Origin of the sequence: Pseudomonas sp. SCB32, assembly GCF_009189165.1 — a bacterium.
GTDB lineage: Bacteria > Pseudomonadota > Gammaproteobacteria > Pseudomonadales > Pseudomonadaceae > Pseudomonas.
This window is the reverse complement of the sequence record NZ_CP045118.1, coordinates 1,160,601-1,184,965: the sequence shown is the minus strand read 5'-3', so window position 1 is coordinate 1,184,965 and position 24,365 is coordinate 1,160,601. Positions and strand designations below refer to the sequence as shown.

Annotated in this window: 22 protein-coding genes; 11 read left to right on the top strand and 11 right to left on the bottom strand. The window is 64.8% G+C overall.

The features are described 5' to 3' along the window. The first annotated feature begins 131 nt into the window (after positions 1 to 131). From GA645_RS05500 to GA645_RS05480, 5 genes are all read left to right on the top strand, one after another. Entirely contained in the window at positions 132 to 1,634 is a 1,503-nt protein-coding gene (locus tag GA645_RS05500; protein WP_152220667.1) for an RNA polymerase factor sigma-54, read from the top strand. A gap of 78 nt (positions 1,635 to 1,712) precedes the next feature. Continuing rightward, positions 1,713 to 2,021, top strand: a complete 309-nt coding sequence (hpf, locus tag GA645_RS05495) for a ribosome hibernation-promoting factor, HPF/YfiA family (RefSeq protein WP_017518151.1) — start codon at positions 1,713 to 1,715, stop codon at positions 2,019 to 2,021. A gap of 9 nt (positions 2,022 to 2,030) precedes the next feature. Continuing rightward, positions 2,031 to 2,495 (top strand): PTS IIA-like nitrogen regulatory protein PtsN, encoded by a 465-nt coding sequence (ptsN, locus tag GA645_RS05490; protein WP_152220665.1) that lies wholly within the window; start codon positions 2,031 to 2,033, stop codon positions 2,493 to 2,495. A 2-nt stretch (positions 2,496 to 2,497) separates the two neighbouring features. After that, a complete protein-coding gene (gene rapZ, locus GA645_RS05485) occupies positions 2,498 to 3,355 on the top strand; it encodes an RNase adapter RapZ (RefSeq protein WP_152220664.1) in 858 nt (285 codons plus the stop codon). Between the two features lie 32 nt (positions 3,356 to 3,387). Continuing rightward, positions 3,388 to 3,660, top strand: coding sequence for an HPr family phosphocarrier protein (locus GA645_RS05480; RefSeq protein ID WP_152220662.1), 273 nt, complete (start codon positions 3,388 to 3,390; stop codon positions 3,658 to 3,660). 60 nt (positions 3,661 to 3,720) lie between these two features. Here the strand turns inward: GA645_RS05480 and pmbA are convergent, their stop codons facing one another. Next, positions 3,721 to 5,070: a metalloprotease PmbA gene (pmbA, locus tag GA645_RS05475; protein ID WP_152220660.1), complete on the bottom strand. Its 1,350-nt coding sequence runs from the start codon at positions 5,068 to 5,070 to the stop codon at positions 3,721 to 3,723. A 118-nt stretch (positions 5,071 to 5,188) separates the two neighbouring features. Between pmbA and yjgA the strand changes: the two genes are divergently transcribed. Then, on the top strand, positions 5,189 to 5,713 hold the full coding sequence (gene yjgA / locus GA645_RS05470) for a ribosome biogenesis factor YjgA (RefSeq protein WP_256676074.1): 525 nt from the start codon (positions 5,189 to 5,191) through the stop codon (positions 5,711 to 5,713). A 40-nt stretch (positions 5,714 to 5,753) separates the two neighbouring features. Here yjgA and tldD read toward each other — a convergent pair whose 3' ends face one another. The 8 genes from tldD to mreB all read right to left on the bottom strand — a co-directional run bounded on the left by tldD (position 5,754) and on the right by mreB (position 16,905). Then, the gene (gene tldD / locus GA645_RS05465) at positions 5,754 to 7,196 is read right to left on the bottom strand and encodes a metalloprotease TldD (RefSeq protein ID WP_152220658.1); all 1,443 of its coding nucleotides are present in this window, start codon (positions 7,194 to 7,196) and stop codon (positions 5,754 to 5,756) included. 2 nt (positions 7,197 to 7,198) lie between these two features. After that, positions 7,199 to 8,047: a carbon-nitrogen hydrolase family protein gene (locus GA645_RS05460; protein WP_152220656.1), complete on the bottom strand. Its 849-nt coding sequence runs from the start codon at positions 8,045 to 8,047 to the stop codon at positions 7,199 to 7,201. A 54-nt stretch (positions 8,048 to 8,101) separates the two neighbouring features. Continuing rightward, positions 8,102 to 11,911: a YhdP family protein gene (locus GA645_RS05455; RefSeq protein WP_152220654.1), complete on the bottom strand. Its 3,810-nt coding sequence runs from the start codon at positions 11,909 to 11,911 to the stop codon at positions 8,102 to 8,104. Positions 11,912 to 12,069: 158 nt separating this feature from the next. Continuing rightward, entirely contained in the window at positions 12,070 to 13,527 is a 1,458-nt protein-coding gene (gene rng / locus GA645_RS05450) for a ribonuclease G (protein WP_152220652.1), read from the bottom strand. A gap of 46 nt (positions 13,528 to 13,573) precedes the next feature. Further along, positions 13,574 to 14,158 (bottom strand): nucleoside triphosphate pyrophosphatase, encoded by a 585-nt coding sequence (locus tag GA645_RS05445; protein ID WP_178119490.1) that lies wholly within the window; start codon positions 14,156 to 14,158, stop codon positions 13,574 to 13,576. A gap of 67 nt (positions 14,159 to 14,225) precedes the next feature. After that, positions 14,226 to 14,714 (bottom strand): rod shape-determining protein MreD, encoded by a 489-nt coding sequence (gene mreD / locus GA645_RS05440; protein ID WP_152220648.1) that lies wholly within the window; start codon positions 14,712 to 14,714, stop codon positions 14,226 to 14,228. After that, on the bottom strand, positions 14,714 to 15,775 hold the full coding sequence (gene mreC / locus GA645_RS05435; RefSeq protein WP_152220646.1) for a rod shape-determining protein MreC: 1,062 nt from the start codon (positions 15,773 to 15,775) through the stop codon (positions 14,714 to 14,716). Before mreC ends, mreD begins: the two co-directional genes overlap by 1 nt. A gap of 92 nt (positions 15,776 to 15,867) precedes the next feature. Then, the gene (gene mreB, locus GA645_RS05430; protein WP_017518164.1) at positions 15,868 to 16,905 is read right to left on the bottom strand and encodes a rod shape-determining protein MreB; all 1,038 of its coding nucleotides are present in this window, start codon (positions 16,903 to 16,905) and stop codon (positions 15,868 to 15,870) included. Positions 16,906 to 17,145: 240 nt separating this feature from the next. Here mreB and gatC point away from each other — a divergent pair, with 240 nt between their 5' ends. From gatC to GA645_RS05405, 5 genes are all read left to right on the top strand, one after another. Further along, on the top strand, positions 17,146 to 17,433 hold the full coding sequence (gene gatC / locus GA645_RS05425; protein ID WP_152220644.1) for an Asp-tRNA(Asn)/Glu-tRNA(Gln) amidotransferase subunit GatC: 288 nt from the start codon (positions 17,146 to 17,148) through the stop codon (positions 17,431 to 17,433). A gap of 19 nt (positions 17,434 to 17,452) precedes the next feature. Then, positions 17,453 to 18,907, top strand: coding sequence for an Asp-tRNA(Asn)/Glu-tRNA(Gln) amidotransferase subunit GatA (gene gatA / locus GA645_RS05420; protein ID WP_152220641.1), 1,455 nt, complete (start codon positions 17,453 to 17,455; stop codon positions 18,905 to 18,907). An 11-nt stretch (positions 18,908 to 18,918) separates the two neighbouring features. Further along, entirely contained in the window at positions 18,919 to 20,364 is a 1,446-nt protein-coding gene (gene gatB, locus GA645_RS05415; RefSeq protein ID WP_152220640.1) for an Asp-tRNA(Asn)/Glu-tRNA(Gln) amidotransferase subunit GatB, read from the top strand. A 147-nt stretch (positions 20,365 to 20,511) separates the two neighbouring features. After that, the gene (locus tag GA645_RS05410) at positions 20,512 to 20,904 is read left to right on the top strand and encodes a septal ring lytic transglycosylase RlpA family protein (RefSeq protein ID WP_152220638.1); all 393 of its coding nucleotides are present in this window, start codon (positions 20,512 to 20,514) and stop codon (positions 20,902 to 20,904) included. Positions 20,905 to 20,914: 10 nt separating this feature from the next. Continuing rightward, positions 20,915 to 21,304, top strand: a complete 390-nt coding sequence (locus GA645_RS05405) for a carboxymuconolactone decarboxylase family protein (RefSeq protein WP_152220636.1) — start codon at positions 20,915 to 20,917, stop codon at positions 21,302 to 21,304. A gap of 589 nt (positions 21,305 to 21,893) precedes the next feature. Here the strand turns inward: GA645_RS05405 and GA645_RS05400 are convergent. Both GA645_RS05400 and GA645_RS05395 read right to left on the bottom strand, forming a co-directional pair. Continuing rightward, positions 21,894 to 22,709 (bottom strand): YfaP family protein, encoded by an 816-nt coding sequence (locus GA645_RS05400; RefSeq protein ID WP_152220634.1) that lies wholly within the window; start codon positions 22,707 to 22,709, stop codon positions 21,894 to 21,896. A gap of 5 nt (positions 22,710 to 22,714) precedes the next feature. Next, a complete protein-coding gene (locus tag GA645_RS05395) occupies positions 22,715 to 24,364 on the bottom strand; it encodes a DUF2300 domain-containing protein (protein WP_152220632.1) in 1,650 nt (549 codons plus the stop codon). Between the last annotated feature and the right edge of the window lies 1 nt (position 24,365).

Here is a 24,365-nt window from a genome sequence, read left to right as displayed (position 1 = left end):
CGAAAGGTCGACAGCCCCTAGGCAAAGCGTCCAGACTCAGGCATATAATTTGCTTCCTCGCGGCGCCTAGGCGTCCGTAGTCGTGGATATGGCGCTTGCTGCGCCAGCGAACAAGGTGCCTAGTTCCAGCCATGAAACCATCGCTCGTCCTCAAGATGGGCCAGCAGCTGACGATGACCCCGCAGCTGCAACAGGCCATCCGACTGCTCCAGCTCTCCACACTGGACCTTCAACAGGAAATCCAGGAAGCCCTGGAGTCCAACCCGATGCTGGAGCGCCAGGAAGAGGGCGAGGATTACGACAACAGCGATCCCATGGCGGACGGCGCCGAGTCGGGCGCCAACGGCGCCACCAGCAACTCCCAGGACAGTTTCCAGGAAAGCACCACTCCCACTGCCGACAGTCTCGATGAAGACCAGTGGGCCGAGTGCATTCCCAGCGAACTTCCAGTTGATACCGCCTGGGAGGACATCTACCAGACCAGCGCCAGCAGCCTGCCCGCCAGCGACGACGACGAGTGGGACTTCACCGCCCGTACCTCCGCGGGCGAAAGCCTGCAGAGCCACCTGCTCTGGCAGCTCAACCTGGCACCGATGTCCGACACTGACCGCCTGATAGCCTTGAGCATCATCGACGGCATCAACGACGACGGGTACCTCGAAGAATCCCTCGACGACATCCTCGCCTCCATCGACCCCGAATTGGGTGTGGAGATGGACGAAGTGCAGGTTGTCCTGCGCCGCGTACAGCAGATGGAGCCCGCCGGCGTGGGCGCGCGCAACCTGCGCGAATGCCTGTTGCTGCAGCTGCGCCAGATGCCGGCCAACACTTACCTGCTGGCCGACGCCCAGAAACTGGTCGCCGACCACCTCGACCTGCTCGGCAGCCGCGACTACAGCCAGCTGATGCGCCGCATGAAGCTCAAGGAAGACGAGCTGCGCGAAACCATCGAGCTGATCCAGTCACTGCACCCGCGTCCGGGCTCGCAGATCGAGTCTGGTGAAGCCGAGTACGTGGTGCCGGATGTCATCGTTCGGAAACATAACGAGCGCTGGCTGGTGGAGCTCAACCAGGAAGCCGTGCCGCGCCTGCGCGTCAACTCGCAGTATGCGGGCCTGGTGCGCCGCGCCGACTCCAGCGCCGACAACACCTTCATGCGCAACCAACTGCAGGAAGCGCGCTGGTTCATCAAGAGCCTGCAGAGCCGCAACGAGACACTGATGAAGGTGGCGACCCAGATCGTCGAACATCAGCGTGGCTTCCTCGAATACGGCGAGGAGGCGATGAAGCCGTTGGTCCTGCATGACATCGCCGAAGCGGTAGGCATGCACGAGTCGACCATCTCGCGCGTCACCACGCAGAAATTCATGCACACGCCACGTGGCATCTTCGAGCTGAAGTACTTCTTCTCCAGCCACGTCAGCACCTCCGAGGGTGGCGAATGCTCGTCCACCGCGATCCGCGCGATCATCAAGAAACTGGTCGCGGCGGAAAGTCCGAAAAAGCCATTGAGTGACAGCAAGATCGCTGGTTTACTGGAGGCACAGGGCATTCAAGTGGCACGTCGCACCGTCGCCAAGTACCGGGAGTCCTTGGGGATTGCTCCCTCCAGCGAACGCAAGCGACTGGTATGACGTTGATCCACGCCAAAGTGTTCCGGCGGCAGGCCATCTAACCTGCCACTTACACACGGGCAATAAGGAGAAAGCGGTATGCAAGTCAACATCAGTGGACATCAACTGGATGTGACCGACGCCCTGCGCGACTATGTCGGCGAAAAACTCGGCCGACTGGAGCGCCACTTCGACAAGATCACCAATGTTCAGGTCATCATGGAGGTCGAAAAGCTAAAGCAGAAAATCGAAGCCACCCTGCATATCGCAGGTGGCGAAGTGGTGGCCTGTGCCGAACATGAGGACATGTACGCGGCCATCGACCTGCTCACCGACAAGCTCGACCGCCAACTGATCAAGCACAAGGAAAAATACCTCGAACGCCAGCAGGGTGTTGGTGTTCGTTAACCCCTCCCTATGATTCGACTCGAGCAAATCCTGACCCCCGGCCGTTCCCTGGTGAACGTGCCGGGCGGCAGCAAAAAACGCGTCCTTGAACAAATCGCAAACCTGGTAGCTCGCGAGCTGCCAGGTTTCGATGCGCAAGACATCTTTGAAAATCTGGTGGCCCGTGAACGCCTGGGCTCCACTGGATTCGGCAATGGCATCGCCATTCCGCACTGCCGCCTTCCCGGCTGCCAGTCCCCCATCAGCGCCATCCTGCACCTGGACGCCCCGGTCGACTTCGACGCCCTCGACGGCGCACCGGTCGATCTCGTCTTCGTCCTGCTGGTGCCCGAGGCCGCCACCGAAGAGCACCTGGAGCTGCTCCGGCAGATTGCCTCCATGCTCGACCGTTCCGACGTCCGTGACCGCCTGCGCCACGCCGCCAACGGCGAGGAGCTGTACCGGATCGTCGTGGACTTCCAGAACGGCCACTGATCATGCGCCTGATCATCATCAGCGGACGGTCCGGCTCGGGTAAGAGCACTGCGCTCAACGTGCTCGAGGACAACGGTTTCTACTGCATCGACAACCTGCCCGCCAGCCTGCTCCCAGACCTGGCACAGCGAGCGTTGCTGCACACCGAGCTGCTGCACCCGCAGGTGGCCGTCTCCATCGACGCCCGCAACCTGCCCAGCCAGTTGCAGCGCTTCCCCGAACTGCTGCAGGAGGCCCGCGACAAGCACATCCAGTGCGATGTGCTGTACCTCGACGCCGATGATGAAACCCTGCTCAAGCGCTTCTCCGAGACGCGCCGCCGGCACCCGCTGACCAGCGACAGTCGCTCGCTGGCCGAAGCCATCGCTGACGAAGCCGTTCTGCTGGCGCCGATCGCCGACCTGGCCGACCTCAAGCTCAACACCACGCACCTGAACCTCTATCAGCTGCGCGACGTACTCAAGCTGCGCCTGCTCAACAAGCCCGAACTGGGCACCGCTTTCCTGGTCGAATCCTTCGGCTTCAAGCGCGGCATGCCAGTGGACGCCGATCTGGTGTTCGATGTGCGCTGCCTGCCCAATCCGTACTGGAAGCCCGAGCTGCGCGAGCACACCGGGCTCGATGCGGATGTCCAGGAGTACCTGGCGGCACAACCCGATGTCGAGGAGATGTACCAGGATATCCTCGGCTACCTGAACAAATGGCTGCCGCGCTTCGCCGCGAGCAACCGGGCCTATGTCACCGTCGCCATTGGTTGTACCGGCGGCCAGCACCGCTCGACCTACCTGGCCGAGCGCATTGGCAAGGCCCTCAAGGAAACCCTCACCAACGTGCAGATTCGCCACCGCGACCTGAGCTAGTAGCAACACACAACAAAGGACAGCCCCTCGCGATGCCCGCCCTCGAAATCACCATCATCAACAAGCTTGGTCTGCACGCCCGCGCGGCAGCCAAATTCGTCGGCGTGGCGGGACGTTACCCCTGCCAGGTTCGCGTAGGGCGCAACCCGGAAAGCACCGTCGACGGCAAGAGCATCATGGCCGTGATGATGCTGGCTGCCGGCAAGGGCACCAACCTGCACATTGCCGCAGAAGGCGAGCAGGAAGACGATGCACTGAACGCGCTGGTCGAATTGATCAACAACTACTTCGACGAAGGCGAGTGAGCGATTCCCGCTGAATAAAAAAAGCCCGCCAGATGGCGGGCTTTTTCATGGGTAAGGCAATCAGTTGCCGGCGACCGTCATGCGCTCCACCAGCACAGAGCCGGTGTGCAGGTTGCCGCGGTACTCAACGTCATTGCCAATGGCCACGATGTTGCGGAACAGATCTCGCAGATTCGCAGCAATGGTGACTTCCTGCACCGGGAACTGGATCTCGCCGTTCTCGACCCAGTAGCCGCCCGCGCCGCGGGAGTAATCGCCCGTCACCAGGTTCACCCCCTGCCCCATCAGCTCGGTCACCAGCAGGCCCCGGCCCATGCGTCGGATCAGCGCCGCCTGGTCCTCGTCGCCATGGCTGACGAACAGATTGTGCACGCCACCGGCGTTCGCGGTGCTTGGCATGCCCAGCTTGCGGCCGGAATAGGTGCCGAGGATGTAGGAGACCAGGTCGCCACCTTCGACGAAGGGCTTGCCATAGGTCGCCAGTCCATCGTTATCGAAGGATGCACTGCCCAGCGCGCCAGCCAGCAGCGGACGCTCATCCAGGGTCAGCCACTCGGGGAACAGACGCTGCCCCAGCGTGCCTTCGAGGAACGACGACTTGCGGTACAGGCTGCCGCCGGAAATTGCCGACAGGAAGTGGCCGAACAGACCTACCGCCACCTCTGGCGCGAACAGCACCGGAACCTCGGCGGTATCCACCGGCCGCGCGCCCAGTCGACTGGCGGCACGCTCAGCGGCGCGACGGCCGATCGACTCAGAGCTGGCCAGCAGCTCGCCACGGCGATTGACGTCATACCAGTAGTCCCGCTGCATCTGGCCCTGACCTTCGGCGATCATCACGCAGCTCAGGCTGTGCCGGGTACTCGCGTAGGCGCCGACGAAGCCGTGGCTGTTGCCGTAGACGCGGCAACCCTGGTGGGTGTTCACCGTCGTGCCATCGGCCTTGGTTACCCGTGCGTCTGCGGCGAAGGCTGCCGCTTCGCAGGCCAGCGCGCGCTCCACCGCCTGATCCGGGGTGATCGACCAGGCGTGGTACAGATCCAGGTCCGGCAGGTCGCGGGCCATCAGCGCGGGGTCGGCAAGACCGGCGCAATCATCCTCGGAAGCATGCTTGGCAATGGCCAGAGCTGCCGCCACAGTTTCGCGAATCGCATCGGAACCGGTGGCCGAGGTACTGGCCGAGCCTTTGCGCTGGCCGACATAAAGGGTGATGCCGAACCCCTGGTCGCGGTTGAACTCGACGGTCTCCACCTCGCCCTGGCGCACCGAGGTGGACAATCCCTGCTCCACCGAAACCGCCACCTCACAGGCGCTGGCGCCCTGCCGGGAAGCCTCGGCGATAATCCGCTCGACCTGCTCACGCAGTTCGGGAAGGACGTCCGGGCCCACCGCCGGGTTGTGTTCGCTCATTGCATGCCTCTCCTGTTCATGTACCGGCGACATCGCACTCGGGCGACGGCGACCGACCGGGCCGGACAAGCGGCCCTCGACTCGTTATCATGGCGGCGTTTTCAACGAGACCCCCGCCATGGCTGAAATTCACGATGACGACTCGCTCTTCGAAGAGAAGAGCAAGACGCAAGTCAAACGCGAGCTGCACGCCCTGCAGGACCTCGGCGAGCGCCTGACGACGCTCAAGCCGGACCTGCTGGACCGCATGCCGCTCACCGATCCGCTGCGCCGCGCACTGGACGAAGCACCCAAGCACAAGGCCAACGCCGCCAAGAAGCGCCACCGGCAGTTCATCGGCAAGCTGATGCGCGACCAGGACATCGACGCCATCGTCGCGCTGCTGGATCAGGTAGACACCTCGACCCGCCAGTACAACGAACGCTTCCACGCCCTGGAGCGCTGGCGCGACCACCTGATCACCGGCGGTGACGCGGCGCTCGCCGCGTTCTTCGGCGAATACCCGGAAAGCGACCGCCAGCACCTGCTGCAGCTGATCCGCCACGCCCAGCACGAGGCCGCTCACAACAAGCCTCCGGCAGCGGCGCGGAAGATCTTCAAGTACATTCGCGAACTGGACGAGCTCAAACGCGGTCTGCGCTGAGCAGCCGCGTCGTCCCATCCCCGCCTGGCCATCAACGGCCTCAGGCGCCCGTGCCGCCGACGGTGATCGCGTCGATCTTCAGGGTCGGCTGACCGACACCGACCGGCACGGACTGACCGTCCTTGCCGCAGGTGCCAACGCCGCTGTCCAGCGCCAGGTCGTTACCGACCATGGACACCCGGCTCATCACTTCCGGACCGTTACCGATCAGGGTCGCGCCCTTCACCGGGCGGGTGATCTTGCCGTTCTCGATCAGGTAGGCCTCGCTGGTGGCGAAGACGAACTTGCCACTGGTGATGTCCACCTGGCCGCCGCCCAGGTTGGCGCAGTAGATACCACGCTCGACGCTGGCGATGATCTCTTCCGGCTCGCTCTGCCCGGCCAGCATGTAGGTGTTGGTCATGCGCGGCATCGGCAGGTGCGCGTAGGACTCGCGACGGCCGTTGCCGGTACGCGCCACGCCCATCAGACGGGCGTTGAGCTTGTCCTGCATGTAGCCCTTGAGGATGCCGTTCTCGATCAGCACGTTGCAGTGGGTCGGCGTGCCTTCGTCGTCCACCGACAGCGAACCACGACGGCCGGCCAGGGTACCGTCGTCGACGATGGTGCACAGGCTGGAAGCGACCTTCTCGCCCATGTGGCCGCTGTAGGCTGAGCTGCCCTTGCGGTTGAAGTCGCCTTCCAGACCGTGGCCCACCGCCTCGTGGAGCAGCACGCCAGACCAGCCGGCGCCCATCACCACCGGCAGGCTGCCAGCAGGCGCGGGAACGGCCTCGAGGTTCACCAGTGCCTGGCGCAGCGCCTCACGGGCGTAGCTCATGGCACGGTCTTCCTGGAGGAAATAGCGGTAGTCAGTGCGTCCGCCACCACCGTGGCCGCCACGTTCACGACGGCCGTTCTGCTCGACGATGACGCTGACGTTGAAGCGCACCAGCGGGCGGATGTCCGCTGCCAGCGAGCCGTCCGTTGCGGCAACCAGCACCTGGTCCCAGACACCGGCGAGGCTCACGGTAACCTGCTGGATACGCGGATCGAGGCCACGGGTCGCCACGTCGATCTTCTGCAGCAGTTCCACTTTCTCTGCGCGGCTGAGGACGTCCAGCGGATTCTCACCGGAGTACAGGCGTTGCGGCACCACGGCACTGAACGCCTGCACCTTGCCATTCTGGCCAGCACGGGAAATCGAGCGCGCAGCGCGGGCGGCCTGGATCAGCGCCTCATGGGTGATCGCATTGCTGTAGGCAAAACCGGTCTTCTCACCGGACTGCGCACGTACACCAACGCCCTGGTCCATGTTGAAGCTGCCTTCCTTGACGATGCCGTCCTCGAGCATCCAGGACTCGGAGATCTGGCTCTGGAAGTACAGGTCGGCCGCATCGATACCCGGGCCGCTGAGCTCATGCAGCACCGGCAACAACCGTTCGATGTCCAGACCACCGGGGGCCAGCAGGTGCTGGCTGACGGATGACAACAATTCGCTCATATCTACTCCGTGCGCGCCGGTCGCGGTTCGACCGGCGGGAAAAATCGTCTGTGCCGGGCAATCGGCATACGCTGCCGGACCGCCGCCTGTTCCTCGCTGTCGCGCTCGGCCAGCAATACGGCCTCGCCCTTGCCCTGCTCGGCCAGGATACGCCCCCAGGGGTCGACGATGGCCGACTGCCCCCAGGTTTCCCGCCCCTTGGGATGGCTGCCGCCTTGCCCGGCTGCCAGCAGGTAGCACTGTGTCTCGATGGCGCGGGCGCGAATCAGTACTTCCCAATGTGCCGCGCCGGTCACCGCGGTGAAGGCCGCCGGTGCACTGATCAGTTCCGCACCGGCCTCGCGCAGCGCGGTATAGAGTTCAGGGAAGCGCAGGTCATAGCAGACCGTCAGCCCCAGGCGCCCGACTGGCGTGTCAGCCACCACCACGCGCTGGCCGAAGGCGTAGTCATCCGACTCGCGATAGCGGCCACGCGCGTCGGCGACATCCACGTCGAACAGGTGCAGCTTGTCGTAGCGCGCCGCTATCTCGCCCTGATCGTCGATCAACAGCGAGCAGGCATTGGCCTTGGCCTCCGGCTGGCCGGCTGGCGGCAGCGGCAGGGTTCCGCCGACTATCCACAACCTGAGGTCGCGGGCGGTGCTTTTCAACCAGGGCAGGATCGGCCCATGTCCTTGCGCCTCGGCACGGCCGAGATCAGCAAGATCGCGACGGCCCATGGCGGCAAAGTTTTCCGGCAGGACGGCGAGGCGCGCTCCATCCCGTGCGGCCTGTTCGAGCAGGCGACGGGCGGCGGCAAGATTAGCCAGGACATCGTCCTGGCTGACCATCTGAATGACTGCGATGGACATGGTTAGCTCCGGCTAAATCCTCAGGTCATGCTAACCGATGCCCGACGACTCTGCTCAACGGGGTTTTTCGAAGGGTCTCTCGAACGTGATGGCCGGACTCTGCCAGGGGCCCTTCACGCTGTACTGCACGCTGGCGAAACGCGCCACTTTGTCGCCCAGCAGCTTGTCGACCACGAACAGCGCGCCGCCCACGGCGGGAGCGCCAACGATGAGCGCCGCCAGCGGCAGGTTGTTGGTCACCGGCAAGGTCACCAGCAGCTTGGCGTCGATCTGGTCGTGAGCCAGGTCCAGCGTCCCGTTCAACTCCAGATTGCTCGACGGCCCGTCCAGGCGCAGCGGCTCGCGCGTGAAGTAGACACCGTCCGTAGCGGTAAGCACGCCCTTCACCCGATCGTAGCTCAGCCCCTTCCCCAGCAGATCGGAGAAGTCCAGGCGCAAGCGGCGATTGATGGCGTTGAAGTTGAGCAGCCCGAACACGCGCAACGCATTGGCGCCACCTTCCACTTCGACGAACTGGCCCTTGCGCAGGCCGGCATCGATGCTGCCGCCAAAGCGGCGCAGATTCAGCGCTGCCGGCGATCCCGGCCAGTTGCCGTTGATATCGACGCGGAAACGCTCGCTGGTGACCGTGGGCGCGAAATCCCAGGCCTTGAGCACATCGGCGAGGTTCTTGCCGTCCAGTCGGCCCTCGAAGTTGCTTCGCGCTGCGCCGGCCACGCCGTCCCAGCGCAGCGTACCCTTGAGCGCCAGTCCCCGCAGGTCGAGCGCCACATTGTTGAAACTGGTGCCGGTCGGTGTCGGCCGCAGGTTGAAACTCCAGGCGCCGACCGGCTTGCCGGCCTTGCTGACCTGGCGAATCGACACATCCATCGCCGGCAGCGAACGCGGGTCGATGTTGGCCATTGGATCCGGCGCTTGCACCGCGCCGGGCGAGTCGATGGCCTCGCCTTTGGGTAGATCGATACGATCGAGCAGGACCTGGATCGGCCGCTTGCCGCCATCCGGCAAGGTGATCTTGCCGGAAACCAGGGCGCTGACCAGACCGAGCTGCCAACTGCCATCGCCTCGCGAGAGGTCGATACTGAGATTGTCCAGACTCTGGCCAAAGCCCTTGAAGCGCCCGATCTGCAAATCGGCTCCGCGCAGCAGCCCGGTTGCACCCTCGACCCCGGTGTTGCTGTACTTCTTCAGGACCGCCTGCCAGGCGTCGGCATCCACTTCATCGAGGCGGCCACGCACCTGCACGCCACTCCAGTTCGGAAGTACCGCCGGATCGCCGCCAAGACGCAACACGCCGCGGCCGGCGAGAGGATTATCCGCCGGTGCGGCATACGCCAGACTGGCACGGTCGCCGTAGGTCGCCCAGTAACGGCGCTCGGCGCCATCAAGGGTCATACGCCACTCGCTGTCTCGGGTCTCGACGGCCGTCTTGCCCAGCGGTGCCGGCAGGTCGATGGCCACACCCTGCAGGTTGGAGGTGACCTGCAACTGGCTGTCCGTGCCCGCGAGCAGCAGGTTGAGCTGGAAGGGCACGCGGCCGTCGACCGGCAACTGCTTCTGCACCTTGCCCCAGTCCAGCAGCGCCTTCATTGGCATCTGCCCGCCCACCAGCACCCGGGTGCGCGGGTCACCGCTACGCCCTTCGGCCCGGATGCTGCCGGTGATCCGGGCTCCCAGCGTCTGGGCCGAAACGTTCTGCGCGCTCAGGCCGCTGTCGGTGTCGTAGCGGAACTTGCCCTTGAGCTGTTCGAGATTGAGTTCGGGTCTGGCGATCTTCAACCGTGCGGACTGCGTGGAGAAATCAACGATCACCCGAGCCTGCCGGGCCTGTTCCTTGGCCAACGGGATATCCAGCTTGAGATGTCCAGCCAGTTTGCCGTCGCCGCTCCAGCCCTCGAAAGTATGCTGGGCTCCAATGGGCGAGTCCTGGAGGATCTTCAGGCCGTCAGCAAGACTGCTGTCGATATCGCCATCGACGTGCAGGTGGGACACCTCGCCGCTCGGTACGTGGGGAATTTCCACCGACACATCGCGCACCTGGCTTTGCAGGATCTGGCCGGAGCGCGCAGTGATGCTCACGCCGCTGTCCTCCACCCGCACTTCGCCCTCGGCCTTGCTCAGCCCCGGCCAGCCCGGCTGGTAGTCGAGCACGCCATCGTGGACCTTGAAATACAGGCTCATCGCATGCGCCTCGGGCGCCGCGCCCTTCTGCAGCGAACCTTGCCAGAGGAAATAGCCCTGCTCGATGCGCCCGCTCTTGATCGAGCCCTTGAGCCAGGCGGCAAGGTCCTTGCTCATCTGCGGGATGACGGTAGGCAGATACTTTTCGGTGAAGCGCGCATCGCCGTTGCTCATCCCCACGCGCAGGTCCATGTAGCCCTCCTGCGCCGGGTCGCGCATCAGGCGGATCAGCATGTCGCCGGCCAGACTGCCCTCCTCGCCCTCCACCTTCATCAGGTGGCTGCCAAGGGTGAAGGCCTCATCGTTCAGCTGGAAGAACAGGCGAGCGTGGGCGCTTCGATAACGCCAGGGCTCGGGGAACAGGGTCGCAAGGTGCAGCATGAAGTCCTGGGCCGACACGTCCAGTTGGCCGCCTTCGAGATTACCGCTGAAGGTGCCGTCGACATTGGCTACCGCGGGCACCTCATGGAACGCGCTGACACCTACCTTTTCCAGGTTGGTGGCGTAGGCCACACGCTCGGCGCCTGTGCGCTGGGGCCAGTAATCAAAATTGACGTTATGCAGCACGCCATGCGGCTTCAGCCCTTGCAGCCAGGTGATGGCGGCGTCCGGAAGCGGCGCCAGGGCGGTGATCATCGGACCCAACGGGGTCAGGTCGAGGCGGTCGGCCTGCAGTTGCCAGTGCTCTTCGCCCTTCATCCGCCGGGTCAGGGACAGCTCCACCTCGCCCCAGCGGGTATCGCCCAGGTTGGCCGCCAGGTCGGCAACGCGAAGGTCGAAGTCCTCGCCATTGCGCTGGTAATACAGGCTGACGCCGAGGTCGCTCAGTTTGACCGGCTTCTGCTCGCCCAGCGAGACCTTGATCGAGGGCGCGTTGAGGCGCGCTACGCCCGACACCGGCATGCCCTTCTCGAGGGTCGCCCAAAACTCGCCGCCAGCCTTGAACTCTGAAAGTTTCCAGGCTCCGGTCAGGCGCGCAGGCAGCCACTTCGACCAATCCGTCTGCGGTAGGCTCAGGTAGGCCTGCGCCGAGCTCTGCCGCCAGTCGTCGCGATTCAGACGGGCGTCCAGTCGAGCCGCAACCGGCTCACCGCCCGGCAGTGTCAGGCGCGCATCGAGGTGCTGGCGACTGCCACTGTGCAGCGTCATGCCGACATAACTCAGCGACAGGGGCTCAGCACCCTGCGGCAGCACCGTCAATTGGCTGTCCATCAATGACAGGCGACGCGGTGCCAGCAACAGGTCGATCAGTTTGCGCGGATCGGTATCGCCGCCGTGACTGGGCAGCCCATCGGCGCTCCACTGCCCCTGCTCATCCTCACGCAGGGTGAGCTGCAGGCCCTCCAGCTCCAGGCTGTCGATACGCGGCTGACGTGCCATCAGGCTGCCGAGGATGTCGGGCGTCAGGCGCACATGCTCCAGGCGCAGCGCATCGTTGCCATTGCCCAGCTGGATATCGCGCACCACGATGATCGGTCCGAAGTCCTGCCAATGCCCCTCAAGCCCGCCGATGCTCACCGGCAGACCGAGCTGGGCGCTGGCCTGCTGCGCCAGGTCTTCGCGGTATTCGGCCACCAGCGGCACCAGTTGCCGCCCCAGGCTGACGTACAGCGCGAGCAGAACCAGGCCCAGGGCCAGTAACCCCAGGATCACGCGCAGTGACGCAGTGAACAGGCGCCCCATGTCAGTCAGGCGCTCGTGGCAGAAGGTAATCGGTCATCGTGCTGGCTCCCAGCCATGCAGTTGCGAACCCCGTCTGACAATGTGCGTCAACGAAAGCTCCGCAATCGCCCGTTCCAGAGCGGTGTCCCGTGTGCAGCCAAGACATTGCGACCTGCTTCTCAAAGCAGGACAACGTCATACTGTTCCTGAGAGTACATGGCCTCGACCTGGAATTTGATGGTCCGGCCGATGAAAACTTCCAGATCGGCGACGTTACCCGACTCCTCGTCGAGCAGTCGATCGACCACCTTCTGGTTGGCCAGCACCAGGTACGAATCGGCCTGGTAGGCACGGGCCTCACGGAGGATTTCGCGGAAGATCTCGTAGCAGATGGTCTCGGCCGTCTTCAGCATGCCGCGCCCCTGGCAGCTCGGGCAGGGCTCGCAGAGCACCTGCACCAGGCTCTCGCGTGTGCGCTTGCGGGTCATCTGCACCAGGCCCAGCTCGGTGATGCCGATGATGTTGGTCTTGGCATGGTCGCGCTCAAGCTGCTTCTCCAGGGTCCGCAGGACCTGGCGGCGGTGCTCTTCATCTTCCATGTCGATGAAGTCGATGATGATGATCCCGCCCAGGTTGCGCAGGCGCAGCTGGCGGGCAATGGCGGTGGCCGCCTCGAGATTGGTCTTGAAGATGGTTTCTTCGAGGTTGCGGTGACCGACGAACGCGCCGGTGTTCACGTCGATGGTGGTCATCGCCTCGGTCGGGTCGATGATCAGGTAGCCGCCGGACTTGAGCAGTACCTTGCGCTCCAGCGCCTTTTGCACCTCGTCCTCGACCCCGTAGAGGTCGAAGATCGGCCGCTCGCCCGGGTAGTGCTCGAGGCGATCGGCGATTTCCGGCATCAGTTCTTCGACGAACTGCGTGATCTTCTGGAAGTTCTCCCGGGAATCGACGCGAATTTTCTCGATACGCGGGTTCACCAGGTCGCGCAGGGTGCGCAGGGCGAGGGAAAGGTCTTCGTAGATCAGCGTTGGCGCGCCAACGGTCTTGATCTGCGCATCGATCTGATCCCAGAGGCGGCGCAGGTAGCGGATATCGGCAAGGATCTCATCCTCCCCGGCACCCTCGGCGGCAGTCCGCAGGATGAAACCGCCCTGCTCGACGATACCCTCGGCGGCAACGCACTTGGCGACCACCTGCTTGAGGCGCTCGCGCTCGACTTCGTCTTCGATCTTCAGGGAAATGCCGACATGACTGGTGCGCGGCATGTAGACCAGGTAACGGGAAGGGATCGACAGGTGGGTGGTCAGGCGCGCGCCCTTGGTTCCGATCGGGTCCTTGGTGACCTGAATCACCAGGCTCTGGCCCTCGTGCACCAGTGCGCTGATGCTCTCCACCGCGCTGCCTTCGCGGGTGGAGATCTCCGCCGCGTGGATGAAGGCCGCACGCTCCAGGCCGATGTCGACGAAGGCCGCCTGCATGCCCGGCAGCACGCGTACGACCTTGCCCTTGTAGATGTTGCCGACGATCCCGCGGCGCAACGTGCGCTCGACATGGACCTCCTGCAGGACGCCGTTCTCCACCACCGCCACGCGCGATTCCATCGGCGTGATATTGATCAGGATCTCTTCGCTCATGCGCCCTTCCTTATCGCGCCGGGAGTTGTGCAGCGCTACGTCGTAATCAAGACTGCCAGCAAGGGATGGAGAAGTCAGCCAGCAATGCCGCAGTTTCACAAAGCGGCAGGCCGACCACAGCGCTGTAGCTGCCCTCCACGCAACGGACGAAGACCGCCGCGAGTCCCTGGATAGCATAGCCACCAGCTTTATCATGCGGCTCGCCAGTGTCCCAGTAGCGCTCGGACTCTTCCATCGAAACACTACGGAAAGTCACGCGGCTGCTCACCACCTTCGCTTCGCAGCGGTCACGGTTAGCCACGGCCACCGCGGTGAGCACGTCATGCTCGCGGCCGGACAGGGCCTGCAGCATGGCCAGCGCTTCGTCGCGATCGGCGGGCTTGCCGAGGATGCGTCCGTCGAGCACGACGGCGGTATCAGCGCCCAGCACGCAGACGTCCGCCCGCTGAGCCAGGAAATGCAGCCCCGCCAGGGCCTTCTCGCGCGCCAGCCGCTCGACATAAACGACAGCCGACTCGTCGGCTTGAGGCGTCTCGTCGATGGAAGCGGGCACGATATGGAACGGCAGGCCGATCTGGGTCAGCAGCTCGCGGCGGCGCGGCGAACTGGAAGCAAGGTACAACTGGGACATCAGAGACTCCCGAAGCCGGCCCGGCGCAACTGGCGCCAGACCCGACGAAACGCCCCGCAGCGGGGCCTCAATTGATGTTCAGGCGCAGACGCAGGGCCCGGAGCAGCGTATAGACCCACGGCCAGAGCAAGGCACTGACCAGCGCCGGCAGCAGGAAAACCAGAGTTGGCGGGCGGTTGCCGGTCAACGCGCTGATCCATAGCTGAACCAGTTGTGCCAGACCGAATACCACCACCAGTACCAGGCATTGCTGCCAGATGGGGAACATCCGCAAACGCTGGTGCAGCGACAGCACCAGGAAAATGATCAGGCTCAGGATCAGCGCGTTCTGCCCCAGCAAAGTGCCGTACAGCACGTCCTCGCCAAGCCCCAGCACCCAGGCGCTGAGCAGGCCGACCTTCTGCGGCAGGTAAAGCACCCAGTAGGTCAGGAACATCGCCAGCCAGAGCGGCCGACCGATCTCCATGAAGCTGGGCATCGGCGCCACGGAGAGCAACAGCGCCATGATCAGGCTGAGCCAGACCACCCAGCCATTTTGCGAGCCTTGGGCGGCCATCAGTGGCGGTTCCTTGCTTCAGGGCGTGCCGGAGCCAGTGCGGCCGCGCCTCCGGCAACTGCTGCCGGGTGCGACGGCTGCGCAGCAGCGGCAGCAGCAGGGGCGGCCGGAGTCGCAGGATGAGTGGCGCCCTGTGCCGGCGATGCCGGTGCGGCGCCTCCAGGCTGGGCCGGCGCGGCGGATTCGGCGGCCTTGCGGTCTGCCTCCGCCTGGGCCTCGGCAGCATCGGTGGCGCGCTGCTCGGGCGTCCGGCTATCGGTGAAGACCAGCAGCACGTAGCGGCTGCGGTTCATTCTTGCGGTGGGCACTGCGCGAATGGTAGCAAAGGGCCCACCCGTGTCGTGCAGCACTTCCTTGACCGTGGCTACCGGGTAGCCCGCCGGGAAGCGTTGCCCCAGGCCCGAGCTGACCAGCAGATCACCTTCCTTGATGTCGGCGGTGTCGGCGACGTAGCGCAGCTCCAGGCGTTCCGGGTTGCCGGTGCCCACGGCGATGGCGCGCAGGCCATTGCGGTTCACCTGCACCGGAATGCTGTGGGTGGTATCGGTCAGCAGCAGGACGCGCGCGGTGTAGGGCATGACCTCGACCACCTGGCCCATCAGGCCGCTGGCGTCGAGCACCGGCTGCCCCTGGAACACGCCATCCTTCTCGCCCTTGTCGATCAGGATGCGCTGGGTGAAGGGGTTCGGGTCGACACCGATCAACTCGCCCACCAGCACCTTGTCGTCGACCAGGGCGGAGGAATTGAGCAGCTCGCGCAGGCGAACGTTCTGTTCAGTGAGGGTGGCCAGTTTCTGAAGGCGGCGCTGCATCAGCAGCTGCTCGGCCTTCAGGCGCTCGTTCTCGGCCAGCAGCTCGCTGCGGCTGGTGAACTGATCGCGCACGCCTTCCCAGGCACGAACGGGGAAGTCGGCAATGCCATAGAAGGGGCTCAGCACGAGGCCCATCTGGCTGCGTACCGGTTTCAGATAATCGAATCGGGCATCGACCACCATCAAGGCGACCGACAAGACGGCGAGCACCAGCAGGCGCGCGCCCAGCGAGGGCCCTTTGGAGAATATCGGTTTGATGACCGGCTCCTAGCTGTGCAAGGTCGGTTGAAGTTCCACCCGCCCGGACGAAACGTCAACCGACCTCTACAGGACTCCCCACCTTATTCGGTGGAGAGCAGGTCCATCGAGTGACGGTCCATCATTTCCAGCGCCTTGCCGCCGCCACGAGCCACGCAGGTCAGCGGGTCTTCGGCGACGATCACCGGCAGGCCGGTTTCCTGGGCCAGCAGCTTGTCCAGGTCGCGCAGCAGCGCGCCACCACCGGTCAGCACCAGGCCGCGCTCGGCGATGTCGGAAGCCAGCTCCGGCGGGGACTGCTCCAGGGCGCTCTTGACCGCCTGGACGATGGTCGCCAGGGACTCCTGCAGCGCTTCGAGCACTTCGTTGGAGTTCAGGGTGAAGCTGCGCGGTACGCCTTCGGCCAGGTTGCGGCCACGGACGTCGACTTCGCGGACTTCGCCACCCGGGAAGGCGGTGCCGATTTCCTGCTTGATGCGCTCGGCGGTGGATTCGCCGATCAGGCTGCCGTAGTTGCGGCGCACATAGGTGACGATGGCTTCGTCGAAGCGGTCGCCGCCAACGCGGACGGATTCGGCGTAGACCACGCCGTTGAGGGAGATCAGCGCGATCTCGGTGGTGCCGCCGCCGATATCGACGACCATGGAACCACGGGCCTCTTCCACCGGCAGGCCGGCGCCGATGGCTGCGGCCATCGGTTCTTCGATCAGGTACACCTCACGGGCGCCAGCGCCCAGGGCCGATTCACGGATGGCGCGGCGTTCCACCTGGGTGGACTTGCACGGCACGCAGATCAGCACGCGCGGGCTGGGCTGCAGGAAGCTGTTCTCGTGAACCTTGTTGATGAAGTACTGCAGCATCTTCTCGCAGACGCTGAAGTCGGCGATCACGCCGTCCTTCATCGGACGAATGGCGGCAATGTTGCCCGGGGTACGACCGAGCATGCGCTTGGCTTCGGTACCGACCGCTACCACGCTCTTCTGGCTGCCGTGGCTACGAATGGCGACCACGGACGGTTCGTTCAGGACGATGCCGCGCTCGCGCACATAAATAAGGGTATTGGCAGTGCCCAGGTCGATCGACAGATCACTGGAAAACATGCCACGCAGTTTTTTGAACATTGGAAAGAAACCCGTAGGTGGAGCGTGGGTGAAAAATGCGCGGGTAAAAAAGTGCGGCAAACTCTAACAATGACGGGGGTTTTGGGCAAGGCGGCAATTTATGCTAGATTCCTCGTTTTTCGGGCCCGCAGGCCCGTCCCAGCGGCCTTCGACCGTCCGCCGCGGGTTCTGTTCCCTGCCCCACAAATTCCTTCCGGCCAGGTCCAGTTCGAACCGGGCCGCTCTAGCTGGAGACCCCCGATGGCGCTTGAACGCACCGACGTGGAAAAGATCGCCCACCTCGCCCGCCTGGGCCTGGAGGAAGCCGACATTTCGCGCACCACCGACACCCTGAACAACATCCTCGGCCTGATCGACGCCATGCAAGCGGTCGACACCGACGGCGTGGAGCCCCTGGCCCACCCGCTGGAAGCCACGCAGCGCCTGCGTGCCGACACAGTCACCGAGGAGAACCGCCGCGAAGCCTACCAGGCCATCGCCCCGGCCGTGGAAGACGGGCTCTATCTCGTCCCGAAAGTCATCGAGTAAGCGCTAAGGACACGGACATATGCTGCATCAATTGACCCTCGCCGAAGTCGCCCGCGGACTCGCCGACAAGCAATTCTCCGCCCAGGAACTGACCACTGCCCTGCTCGCGCGCATCCAGCAGCTCGACCCGCAGTTGAACAGCTTCATCACCGTCACCGAAGAGCTTGCCCTGGCCCAGGCCAAGGCCGCCGACGAACGGCGCGCCAAGGGCGACATCGGCGCCCTGCTGGGTGCGCCGATCGCCCACAAGGACCTGTTCTGCACCCAGGGCGTGCGCACCAGCTGCGGCTCGAAGATCCTCGACGCCTTCGTCTCGCCCTACGACGCCACCGTCGTCGAGCGCCTGGCGGACGCCGGCACCGTGAGTCTGGGCAAGCTGAACATGGACGAATTCGCCATGGGCTCGGCCAACGAATCCAGCCACTACGGCCCGGTGAAGAACCCCTGGGACACCTCCCGTGTACCGGGCGGCTCCTCCGGCGGTTCCGCCGCCGCCGTGGCCGCGCGCCTGATCCCGGCCGCCACCGGCACCGACACCGGCGGCTCGATCCGCCAGCCGGCCGCGCTGACCAACCTCACCGGCATCAAGCCGACCTACGGTCGCGTATCGCGCTGGGGCATGATCGCCTACGCCTCCAGCCTCGACCAGGGTGGCCCGCTGGCCCGCACCGCCGAGGACTGCGCGCTGATGCTTGGTGCCATGGCCGGCTTCGATCCGAAGGACTCCACCAGCGTCGACCAGCCGGTGGACGACTACCTTGCCGCCCTGGCCAAGCCGCTGACCGGCCTGCGCATCGGCCTGCCGAAGGAGTACTTCGGCGCCGGCCTGGATAGCCGCATCGCCGACGCGGTGATGAAGGTGGTCGAGCAGCTCAAGCAGCTCGGCGCAGTGGTCAAGGAAATCTCCCTGCCGAACATGCAGCACGCGATCCCTGCCTACTACGTGATCGCCCCCGCAGAGGCCAGCTCCAACCTGTCTCGCTTCGACGGCGTGCGCTATGGCTACCGCTGCGAGGACCCGAAGGACCTGCAGGACCTGTACAAGCGCTCCCGTGCCGAAGGCTTCGGCGCTGAAGTGAAACGCCGCATCATGGTCGGCACCTACGCGCTTTCCGCCGGTTACTACGACGCGTATTACCTGAAAGCTCAGAAAATTCGCCGCCTGATCAAGAACGATTTCACCAGCGCCTTCGCCGAAGTCGACGTCATCCTCGGCCCGACCACGCCGAACCCGGCCTGGAAACTGGGCGAGAAGAACAACGACCCGGTCGCCCAGTACCTGGAAGACATCTACACCATCACCGCCAACCTCGCCGGCATTCCGGGCCTGTCCATGCCAGCCGGCTTCGTCGACGGCCTGCCGGTGGGTGTCCAGCTGCTCGCGCCGTACTTCCAGGAAGGCCGCCTGCTCAACGTCGCGCACCAGTACCAACTGGCGACCGACTGGCACAAACAAGCACCGGCTGGATTCTGAGGACGACACACATGCAATGGGAAACCGTGATCGGGCTGGAAATCCACGCACAGCTCTCCACCCAATCGAAGATCTTCTCCGGTAGCGCCACCACCTTCGGCGCCGCACCGAACACCCAGGCCAGCCTGATCGACCTGGCCATGCCCGGCACCCTGCCGGTGCTGAACCAGGAGGCCGTGCGAATGGCCTGCCAGTTCGGCCTGGCGATCAACGCCGAAATCGCCGAGCGCAACGTGTTCGCCCGGAAGAACTACTTCTACCCGGACCTGCCCAAGGGCTACCAGACCAGCCAGATGGACCACCCCATCGTCGGCAAGGGCCATCTGGACATCACCCTGGAAGACGGCACCGTCAAGCGCGTCGGCATTACCCGCGCGCACCTGGAAGAGGACGCCGGCAAGAGCCTGCACGAAGACTTCCACGGCATGAGCGGCATCGACCTGAACCGCGCCGGCACGCCGCTGCTGGAGATCGTCTCCGAGCCGGACATCCGTAGCGCCAAGGAAGCCGTGGCCTACGTCAAGGCGATCCACGCCATGGTTCGCTACCTGGGCATCTGCGACGGCAACATGGCCGAAGGCTCGCTGCGTTGCGACTGCAACGTCTCGGTACGCCCCAAGGGCCAGGCCGAGTTCGGCACCCGTGCCGAGATCAAGAACGTGAACTCCTTCCGCTTCATCGAGAAGGCGATCAACCACGAAGTGCAGCGCCAGATCGAGCTGATCGAGGACGGCGGCAAGGTCGTGCAGGAAACCCGCCTGTATGACCCGAACAAGGACGAAACGCGCTCCATGCGCAGCAAGGAAGAAGCCAACGACTACCGTTACTTCCCCTGCCCGGACCTGCTGCCGGTGGTGATCGAGCGCGCTTTCCTCGAAGAACTGCGCGGCCAGCTGCCGGAACTGCCGGACCAGAAGCGCGAGCGTTTCGAGAGCCAGTACGGCCTGTCCGCCTACGACGCCAGCGTGCTGTCCGCCAGCCGCGAGATGGCCGACTACTTCGAACAGGTCCAGGCCATCTGCGCCGACGCCAAGCTGGCGGCCAACTGGGTGATGGGCGAGCTCTCCAGCCTGCTCAACAAGGATGGCCTGGAGATCGAGCAATCGCCGGTTTCCGCCGAGCACCTGGGCGGCATGATCCTGCGCCTGAAGGACGGCACCATCAACGGCAAGGCCGCGAAGACCGTGTTCGCCGCCATGGCCGAGGGTGAAGGCTCACCCGACGAGATCATCAAGGCCAAGGACCTGGTGCAGAACACCGATTCCGGCGCCGTCGAGAAGCTGCTGGACGACGTGCTGGCAGCCAACGCCGAGCAGGTCGAGCAGTACCGCGCCAGCGACGAAGCCAAGCGCGGCAAGATGTTCGGCTTCTTCGTCGGCCAGGCCATGAAAGCCGCCAAGGGCAAGGCCAACCCGGCACAAGTGAACGAACTGCTGAAGAAGAAGCTCGAAGGGTAATCGCCCCTTCTTTCCAGAAGAGCGCCAACGCCTGCGTTGGCCCGGCGAACGACCGGCCAGGGATGGCCCCCTCGGTGCTGCGACAGGAATGACAGGGCAGAGCCCGATCAGCACCGGGTAAATCGCCCCACTCCTGGAAGCTCCCTTATGTGGCGTTCGCTCCCCACCCTCCTCCTCCTCGCCGGCCTAGCCCTACTGGCCGGTTGTAGCACTTCGTCGTACAACAGCGACTCGGAGGTCTCCGGCCGCGGCTACCGCGCCGAGGGCACCGCCTCTTATTACGGCAAGGCGCACCATGGCAAGCGTACCGCCAGCGGCGAGCGCTTCAATCAGAATACCCTCACCGCTGCCCACCGCACCCTGGCTTTCGGCACACGAGTGAAGGTCACCAACCTCGAGAATGGCCGCAGCGTTGTGGTGCGTATCAACGACCGCGGGCCGTTCGGCCGTGGGCGAATCATCGACGTTTCGAAAGCCGCCGCTGAACAACTCAACATGCTGCGCTCCGGCACCGCCCGGGTGCGCCTGGAAGGTCTCTGAAGGAATCACCATGAACAACGACAACCGCAAGGCCGGCGAGCAGGTTCGCCGCGAAGTGATGGGCGACGCCTTCGTCGACCGCGCCCTAGGCAACGCCACCGACTTCAGCCAGCCGCTGCAGGACTTCGTCAATGAGCACGCCTGGGGCGGTGTGTGGAATCGCGAAGGCCTGCCGCGCAAGACCCGCAGCCTGATCACCCTGGCCGCGTTGACGGCGCTCAAATGCCCTCAGGAGCTCAAAGGCCATGTGCGTGGCGCGCTGAACAATGGCTGTACGGTGGAAGAGATTCGCGAAGCACTGCTGCATTGCGCGGTCTACGCCGGCGTCCCGGCGGCTATTGATGCCTTCCGGGCGGCGCAGGAAGTGATCGAGGCGTGGCAGGCGGATCAGAAAGCCTGACTTTCAGCAGCACCAACGGCCGCTGATCGCAGTCATGGCCCGCTCCTACGAAAAGCGCATCGAGCTTCGGTTCTGGCTCTTGATGACTTCCAGAGAAGTACCCGCACACTCCGAAGTGCCCCTTTCAGGAGGCCTCGTTGAAGCGGAGTTTCAGGGGTTGAGCGGCATGGATGCCGCGAGAGCCGCGATGGGCCATGGATGGCCCTTCGTGGGGGGACGCCTAGTTCGGGCCCCTGAAACTGCGCTTCAACGAGGGTATTTTTCGCCTAAGCGAGAAACCGGATGGAGGGGCGAGACCTTTGCCTACTTTGGGTGGTTTGCCAAAGTAGGTCGCCCGAGGGGGCGAAACAAGAAGGTCGCGCGCACGCCGAAGCGGCGCAAAAAACCTCACCCGAAGCAGCACGTAGGGTGCATCCCCCCGGAACGGGTTATCCGCCTATACCTCGGCGGCGGATAACGCTGACGCGTTATTCGCCCTACAAACAGCGCGTGGCGTGATCCTGTAGGAGCGGACCTTGTCCGCGACAGGTTTGCCTCGCGCCAGAGGCCATCGCGGACGGAGTCCGCTCCTACAGATACTTTCCTGGCCTTACGGGTAACTGAACCGCTTAACCAGGGTCAGCTCACCCGGCTGGCGCATCGGGATCAGGAAGCTCTCCTGCTTCTCGTTCACCGTCCCCTCCTCCGTGACGATGGTCACCTGCGCCGTGGTCAGCGGCTTGGCCGCATTCACGTCACCCGAGCTTTCATCCTCGCTCCAGCCACCGCCGTAGTAGTTCACGTAGACCAGGTACTGGCCCTTGAGCGGCGTCGGGCTGGCGATGATTTCCGGACCGTAGCCGGTGGTCACGTCGACATCCTGGGTTGCGCCGTTGGCCAATGAGCGGTTGCCGTACCAGACGTGCCCGCCGTCCGGCGTGACCAGGTGCAGGTCGAGGTCGGTGTTGTCGGAATCCCAGGACAGCAGCACGCGCAGCTTGGCCGGCACCTCGCCGCCGCCACCGCCGTGGTAGAACTGCACGCGCTTGCGCTGCTGGCCGTCCGGGGTAATCACCTCGACACTGTTGGTGCCGGCCGGGAAGGAAAAGGGACGGTCGAAGCCGCCGTTGTCATCGACCTTCAGCGGCATCGCCACGCCATTCACCACCAGCCGCGCAGGGTCCTTGTTGTCCTTGGGCAGCGAGCGGATCTCGCCACGGATGCGCGCGGTCTCGGCCTGGTCCGCACGGGTATTCACCGACGACGCCGGATAGTTCACCGTCTGCCGGAAGTCCGCCTTGTCGCCATCACCGGCTCGCCAGCCGCCTACCGGCGTGTCGAAGTGAATTGGCGATTCGGCAGCCTGTACGCCCCACGGAATCAGGCTGGCGAGCAGGGACAGGCGGAGCGCGTGGGCGAGTTTCATGGCGATCATTCCAGTATCAGGCGACGGGCCAGGCTTTCCACGTAGCCCTCGTCTTGTCCATTGGGGTGCGCCTGGAAAGCCAGGTGCAGGTATTCATGAGTCAGGTCGAGCCGGTCCTGCTGGGAGTACAGGCCACGCACGAAGATGCGCTGGCGTTCGCGGTCGACATAGGGCCGTCCGCTGCTCAGGCGGCACACGGCGAAGGACTGCAATTCCTCATAACCCGGCTCGCCTTCCAGGCGTGGCCGCCAATTGCGGCGCTGCGCCCGCAGCCAGCGCTCGGCCTCGGGCAGCGGCTGGCACGCGGCAGACGGGTTGCTCCAGCGGCTCAGGCTGGTGCGCGGGAAAGCGCGGGCGAGGATCGCGTCGTAGCGCAGCCCCTGGGCGGCCTGCTCCTGGGCGTCGCGCCAGGATAATTTCGACTGCCCCGCCTCGTCCGAGTGGTAGGTGACAGTGCCGCCAGCCAATACCAGATCGGCGGTCCAGGCGGCGATACCCCGCGCAGCTTCGCTGGCCGGGCGCGGTGCGACGCGCTGGCGCTGGCTGCTGTCATCGATGCTCAGGCAGTCACCACGCGGCGCGGCGTTCTGCAGCAGGTAGGTACGGATGGTCACCGCCAGCGCCTTGGCCGCTTCCGGCGGCGTGGCGGAGGCCTCGCGGTCGAGTACGCGGGCCACGTATTCCTCGCGGGACAGGCGCGCAGTCAGGCGCGGGCCAGCGGCGCCGCGCTCAAGGAACAGATCGCCATGGCTGTTCACGTCGAGCCGAACGCCATTGGCGAACAGGACATTCTGCGAACCGTCCAGCAAGCCTTCGGTGGCAGGCTGATTGCGCGCGTCGTAGACCTCTTTCAGCGGATAGCGGCTGAACAGGCTGACCTCCACGCAACGCCCCGGATCACGAGGCCAGGGAGCAGGCAGCGCAGCGCCGATGGCGTTGCCGTAATTCGCCAGCACCGTCTTGCTGGTACCCGGCCCGCGCGCCCAGAGCGGCGTGCCGTCAGCCAGCCACCCGGCAAAGCCGCCTTCGCGCTTGCCAGCCTCATCCCAGCTCCAGGTCTTCACCCGCAGGCGTCCCCCCAGCAAGGCCGGGGCACGGCCTTCGTCGGCGGCGAGACTGACATCCAGCAACACCTTCTGCGCCTGTTCCTGAGCGGGCAGGTGCTGCAGCTGATCGAGCAACTCGCCGACCGGGACTTCGGTCTGCGGCGCCAGACGGTCCAGCTGCGCGATCCAGGCCGGGGCATGGCGCGCCTGCCAGTACTGCTGCCAGACTTCGCCGTCGATGCCCAGGCGCTGCGGCTGGAAGTACAGGCCACAGGACTTCACCAGCGCGGCATCGCGCTCGATGCTCTGCCCCGCCGCACAGCAATAGACTTCTTCCTTGCTCTCGCCACGGCACTGGTAGGCCGGCTCCTGCTGGCCGGTATCGTTCAGCCAGGCATAGACGAACAGCTTCCACAGGCTGCCCAGCGGAGTCTTGAGATCATCGGGCAACGGCTGACGATCGAGTACCTGCTGCGGCCCGAGGCGCAGCAGTTCGTCACCCTGCGCGCTGCGCCAGGCCAGCTGCGCCGACTGCCCTTGTGCCAGAGCAGGCGCTCCGAAGGCACAGAACGGCAACAGCAGGATCAGCCCGGCGAAGCACGCACGCATG

Coding starts and splice junctions, on each gene's coding strand:
- GA645_RS05455 (WP_152220654.1), bottom strand. CDS start 11,911: ATGGGGCGCCTGTTCACTGCGTCACTGCGCGTGATCCTGGGGTTACTG.
- rapZ (WP_152220664.1), top strand. CDS start 2,498: ATGCGCCTGATCATCATCAGCGGACGGTCCGGCTCGGGTAAGAGCACT.
- gatA (WP_152220641.1), top strand. CDS start 17,453: ATGCTGCATCAATTGACCCTCGCCGAAGTCGCCCGCGGACTCGCCGAC.
- mreD (WP_152220648.1), bottom strand. CDS start 14,714: ATGGCCGCCCAAGGCTCGCAAAATGGCTGGGTGGTCTGGCTCAGCCTG.
- GA645_RS05480 (WP_152220662.1), top strand. CDS start 3,388: ATGCCCGCCCTCGAAATCACCATCATCAACAAGCTTGGTCTGCACGCC.
- rng (WP_152220652.1), bottom strand. CDS start 13,527: ATGAGCGAAGAGATCCTGATCAATATCACGCCGATGGAATCGCGCGTG.
- gatB (WP_152220640.1), top strand. CDS start 18,919: ATGCAATGGGAAACCGTGATCGGGCTGGAAATCCACGCACAGCTCTCC.
- GA645_RS05405 (WP_152220636.1), top strand. CDS start 20,915: ATGAACAACGACAACCGCAAGGCCGGCGAGCAGGTTCGCCGCGAAGTG.
- pmbA (WP_152220660.1), bottom strand. CDS start 5,070: ATGAGCGAACACAACCCGGCGGTGGGCCCGGACGTCCTTCCCGAACTG.
- tldD (WP_152220658.1), bottom strand. CDS start 7,196: ATGAGCGAATTGTTGTCATCCGTCAGCCAGCACCTGCTGGCCCCCGGT.
- mreB (WP_017518164.1), bottom strand. CDS start 16,905: ATGTTCAAAAAACTGCGTGGCATGTTTTCCAGTGATCTGTCGATCGAC.
- GA645_RS05400 (WP_152220634.1), bottom strand. CDS start 22,709: ATGAAACTCGCCCACGCGCTCCGCCTGTCCCTGCTCGCCAGCCTGATT.
- GA645_RS05460 (WP_152220656.1), bottom strand. CDS start 8,047: ATGTCCATCGCAGTCATTCAGATGGTCAGCCAGGACGATGTCCTGGCT.
- ptsN (WP_152220665.1), top strand. CDS start 2,031: ATGATTCGACTCGAGCAAATCCTGACCCCCGGCCGTTCCCTGGTGAAC.
- GA645_RS05395 (WP_152220632.1), bottom strand. CDS start 24,364: ATGCGTGCGTGCTTCGCCGGGCTGATCCTGCTGTTGCCGTTCTGTGCC.
- hpf (WP_017518151.1), top strand. CDS start 1,713: ATGCAAGTCAACATCAGTGGACATCAACTGGATGTGACCGACGCCCTG.
- gatC (WP_152220644.1), top strand. CDS start 17,146: ATGGCGCTTGAACGCACCGACGTGGAAAAGATCGCCCACCTCGCCCGC.
- yjgA (WP_256676074.1), top strand. CDS start 5,189: ATGGCTGAAATTCACGATGACGACTCGCTCTTCGAAGAGAAGAGCAAG.
- GA645_RS05500 (WP_152220667.1), top strand. CDS start 132: ATGAAACCATCGCTCGTCCTCAAGATGGGCCAGCAGCTGACGATGACC.
- GA645_RS05445 (WP_178119490.1), bottom strand. CDS start 14,158: ATGTCCCAGTTGTACCTTGCTTCCAGTTCGCCGCGCCGCCGCGAGCTG.
- GA645_RS05410 (WP_152220638.1), top strand. CDS start 20,512: ATGTGGCGTTCGCTCCCCACCCTCCTCCTCCTCGCCGGCCTAGCCCTA.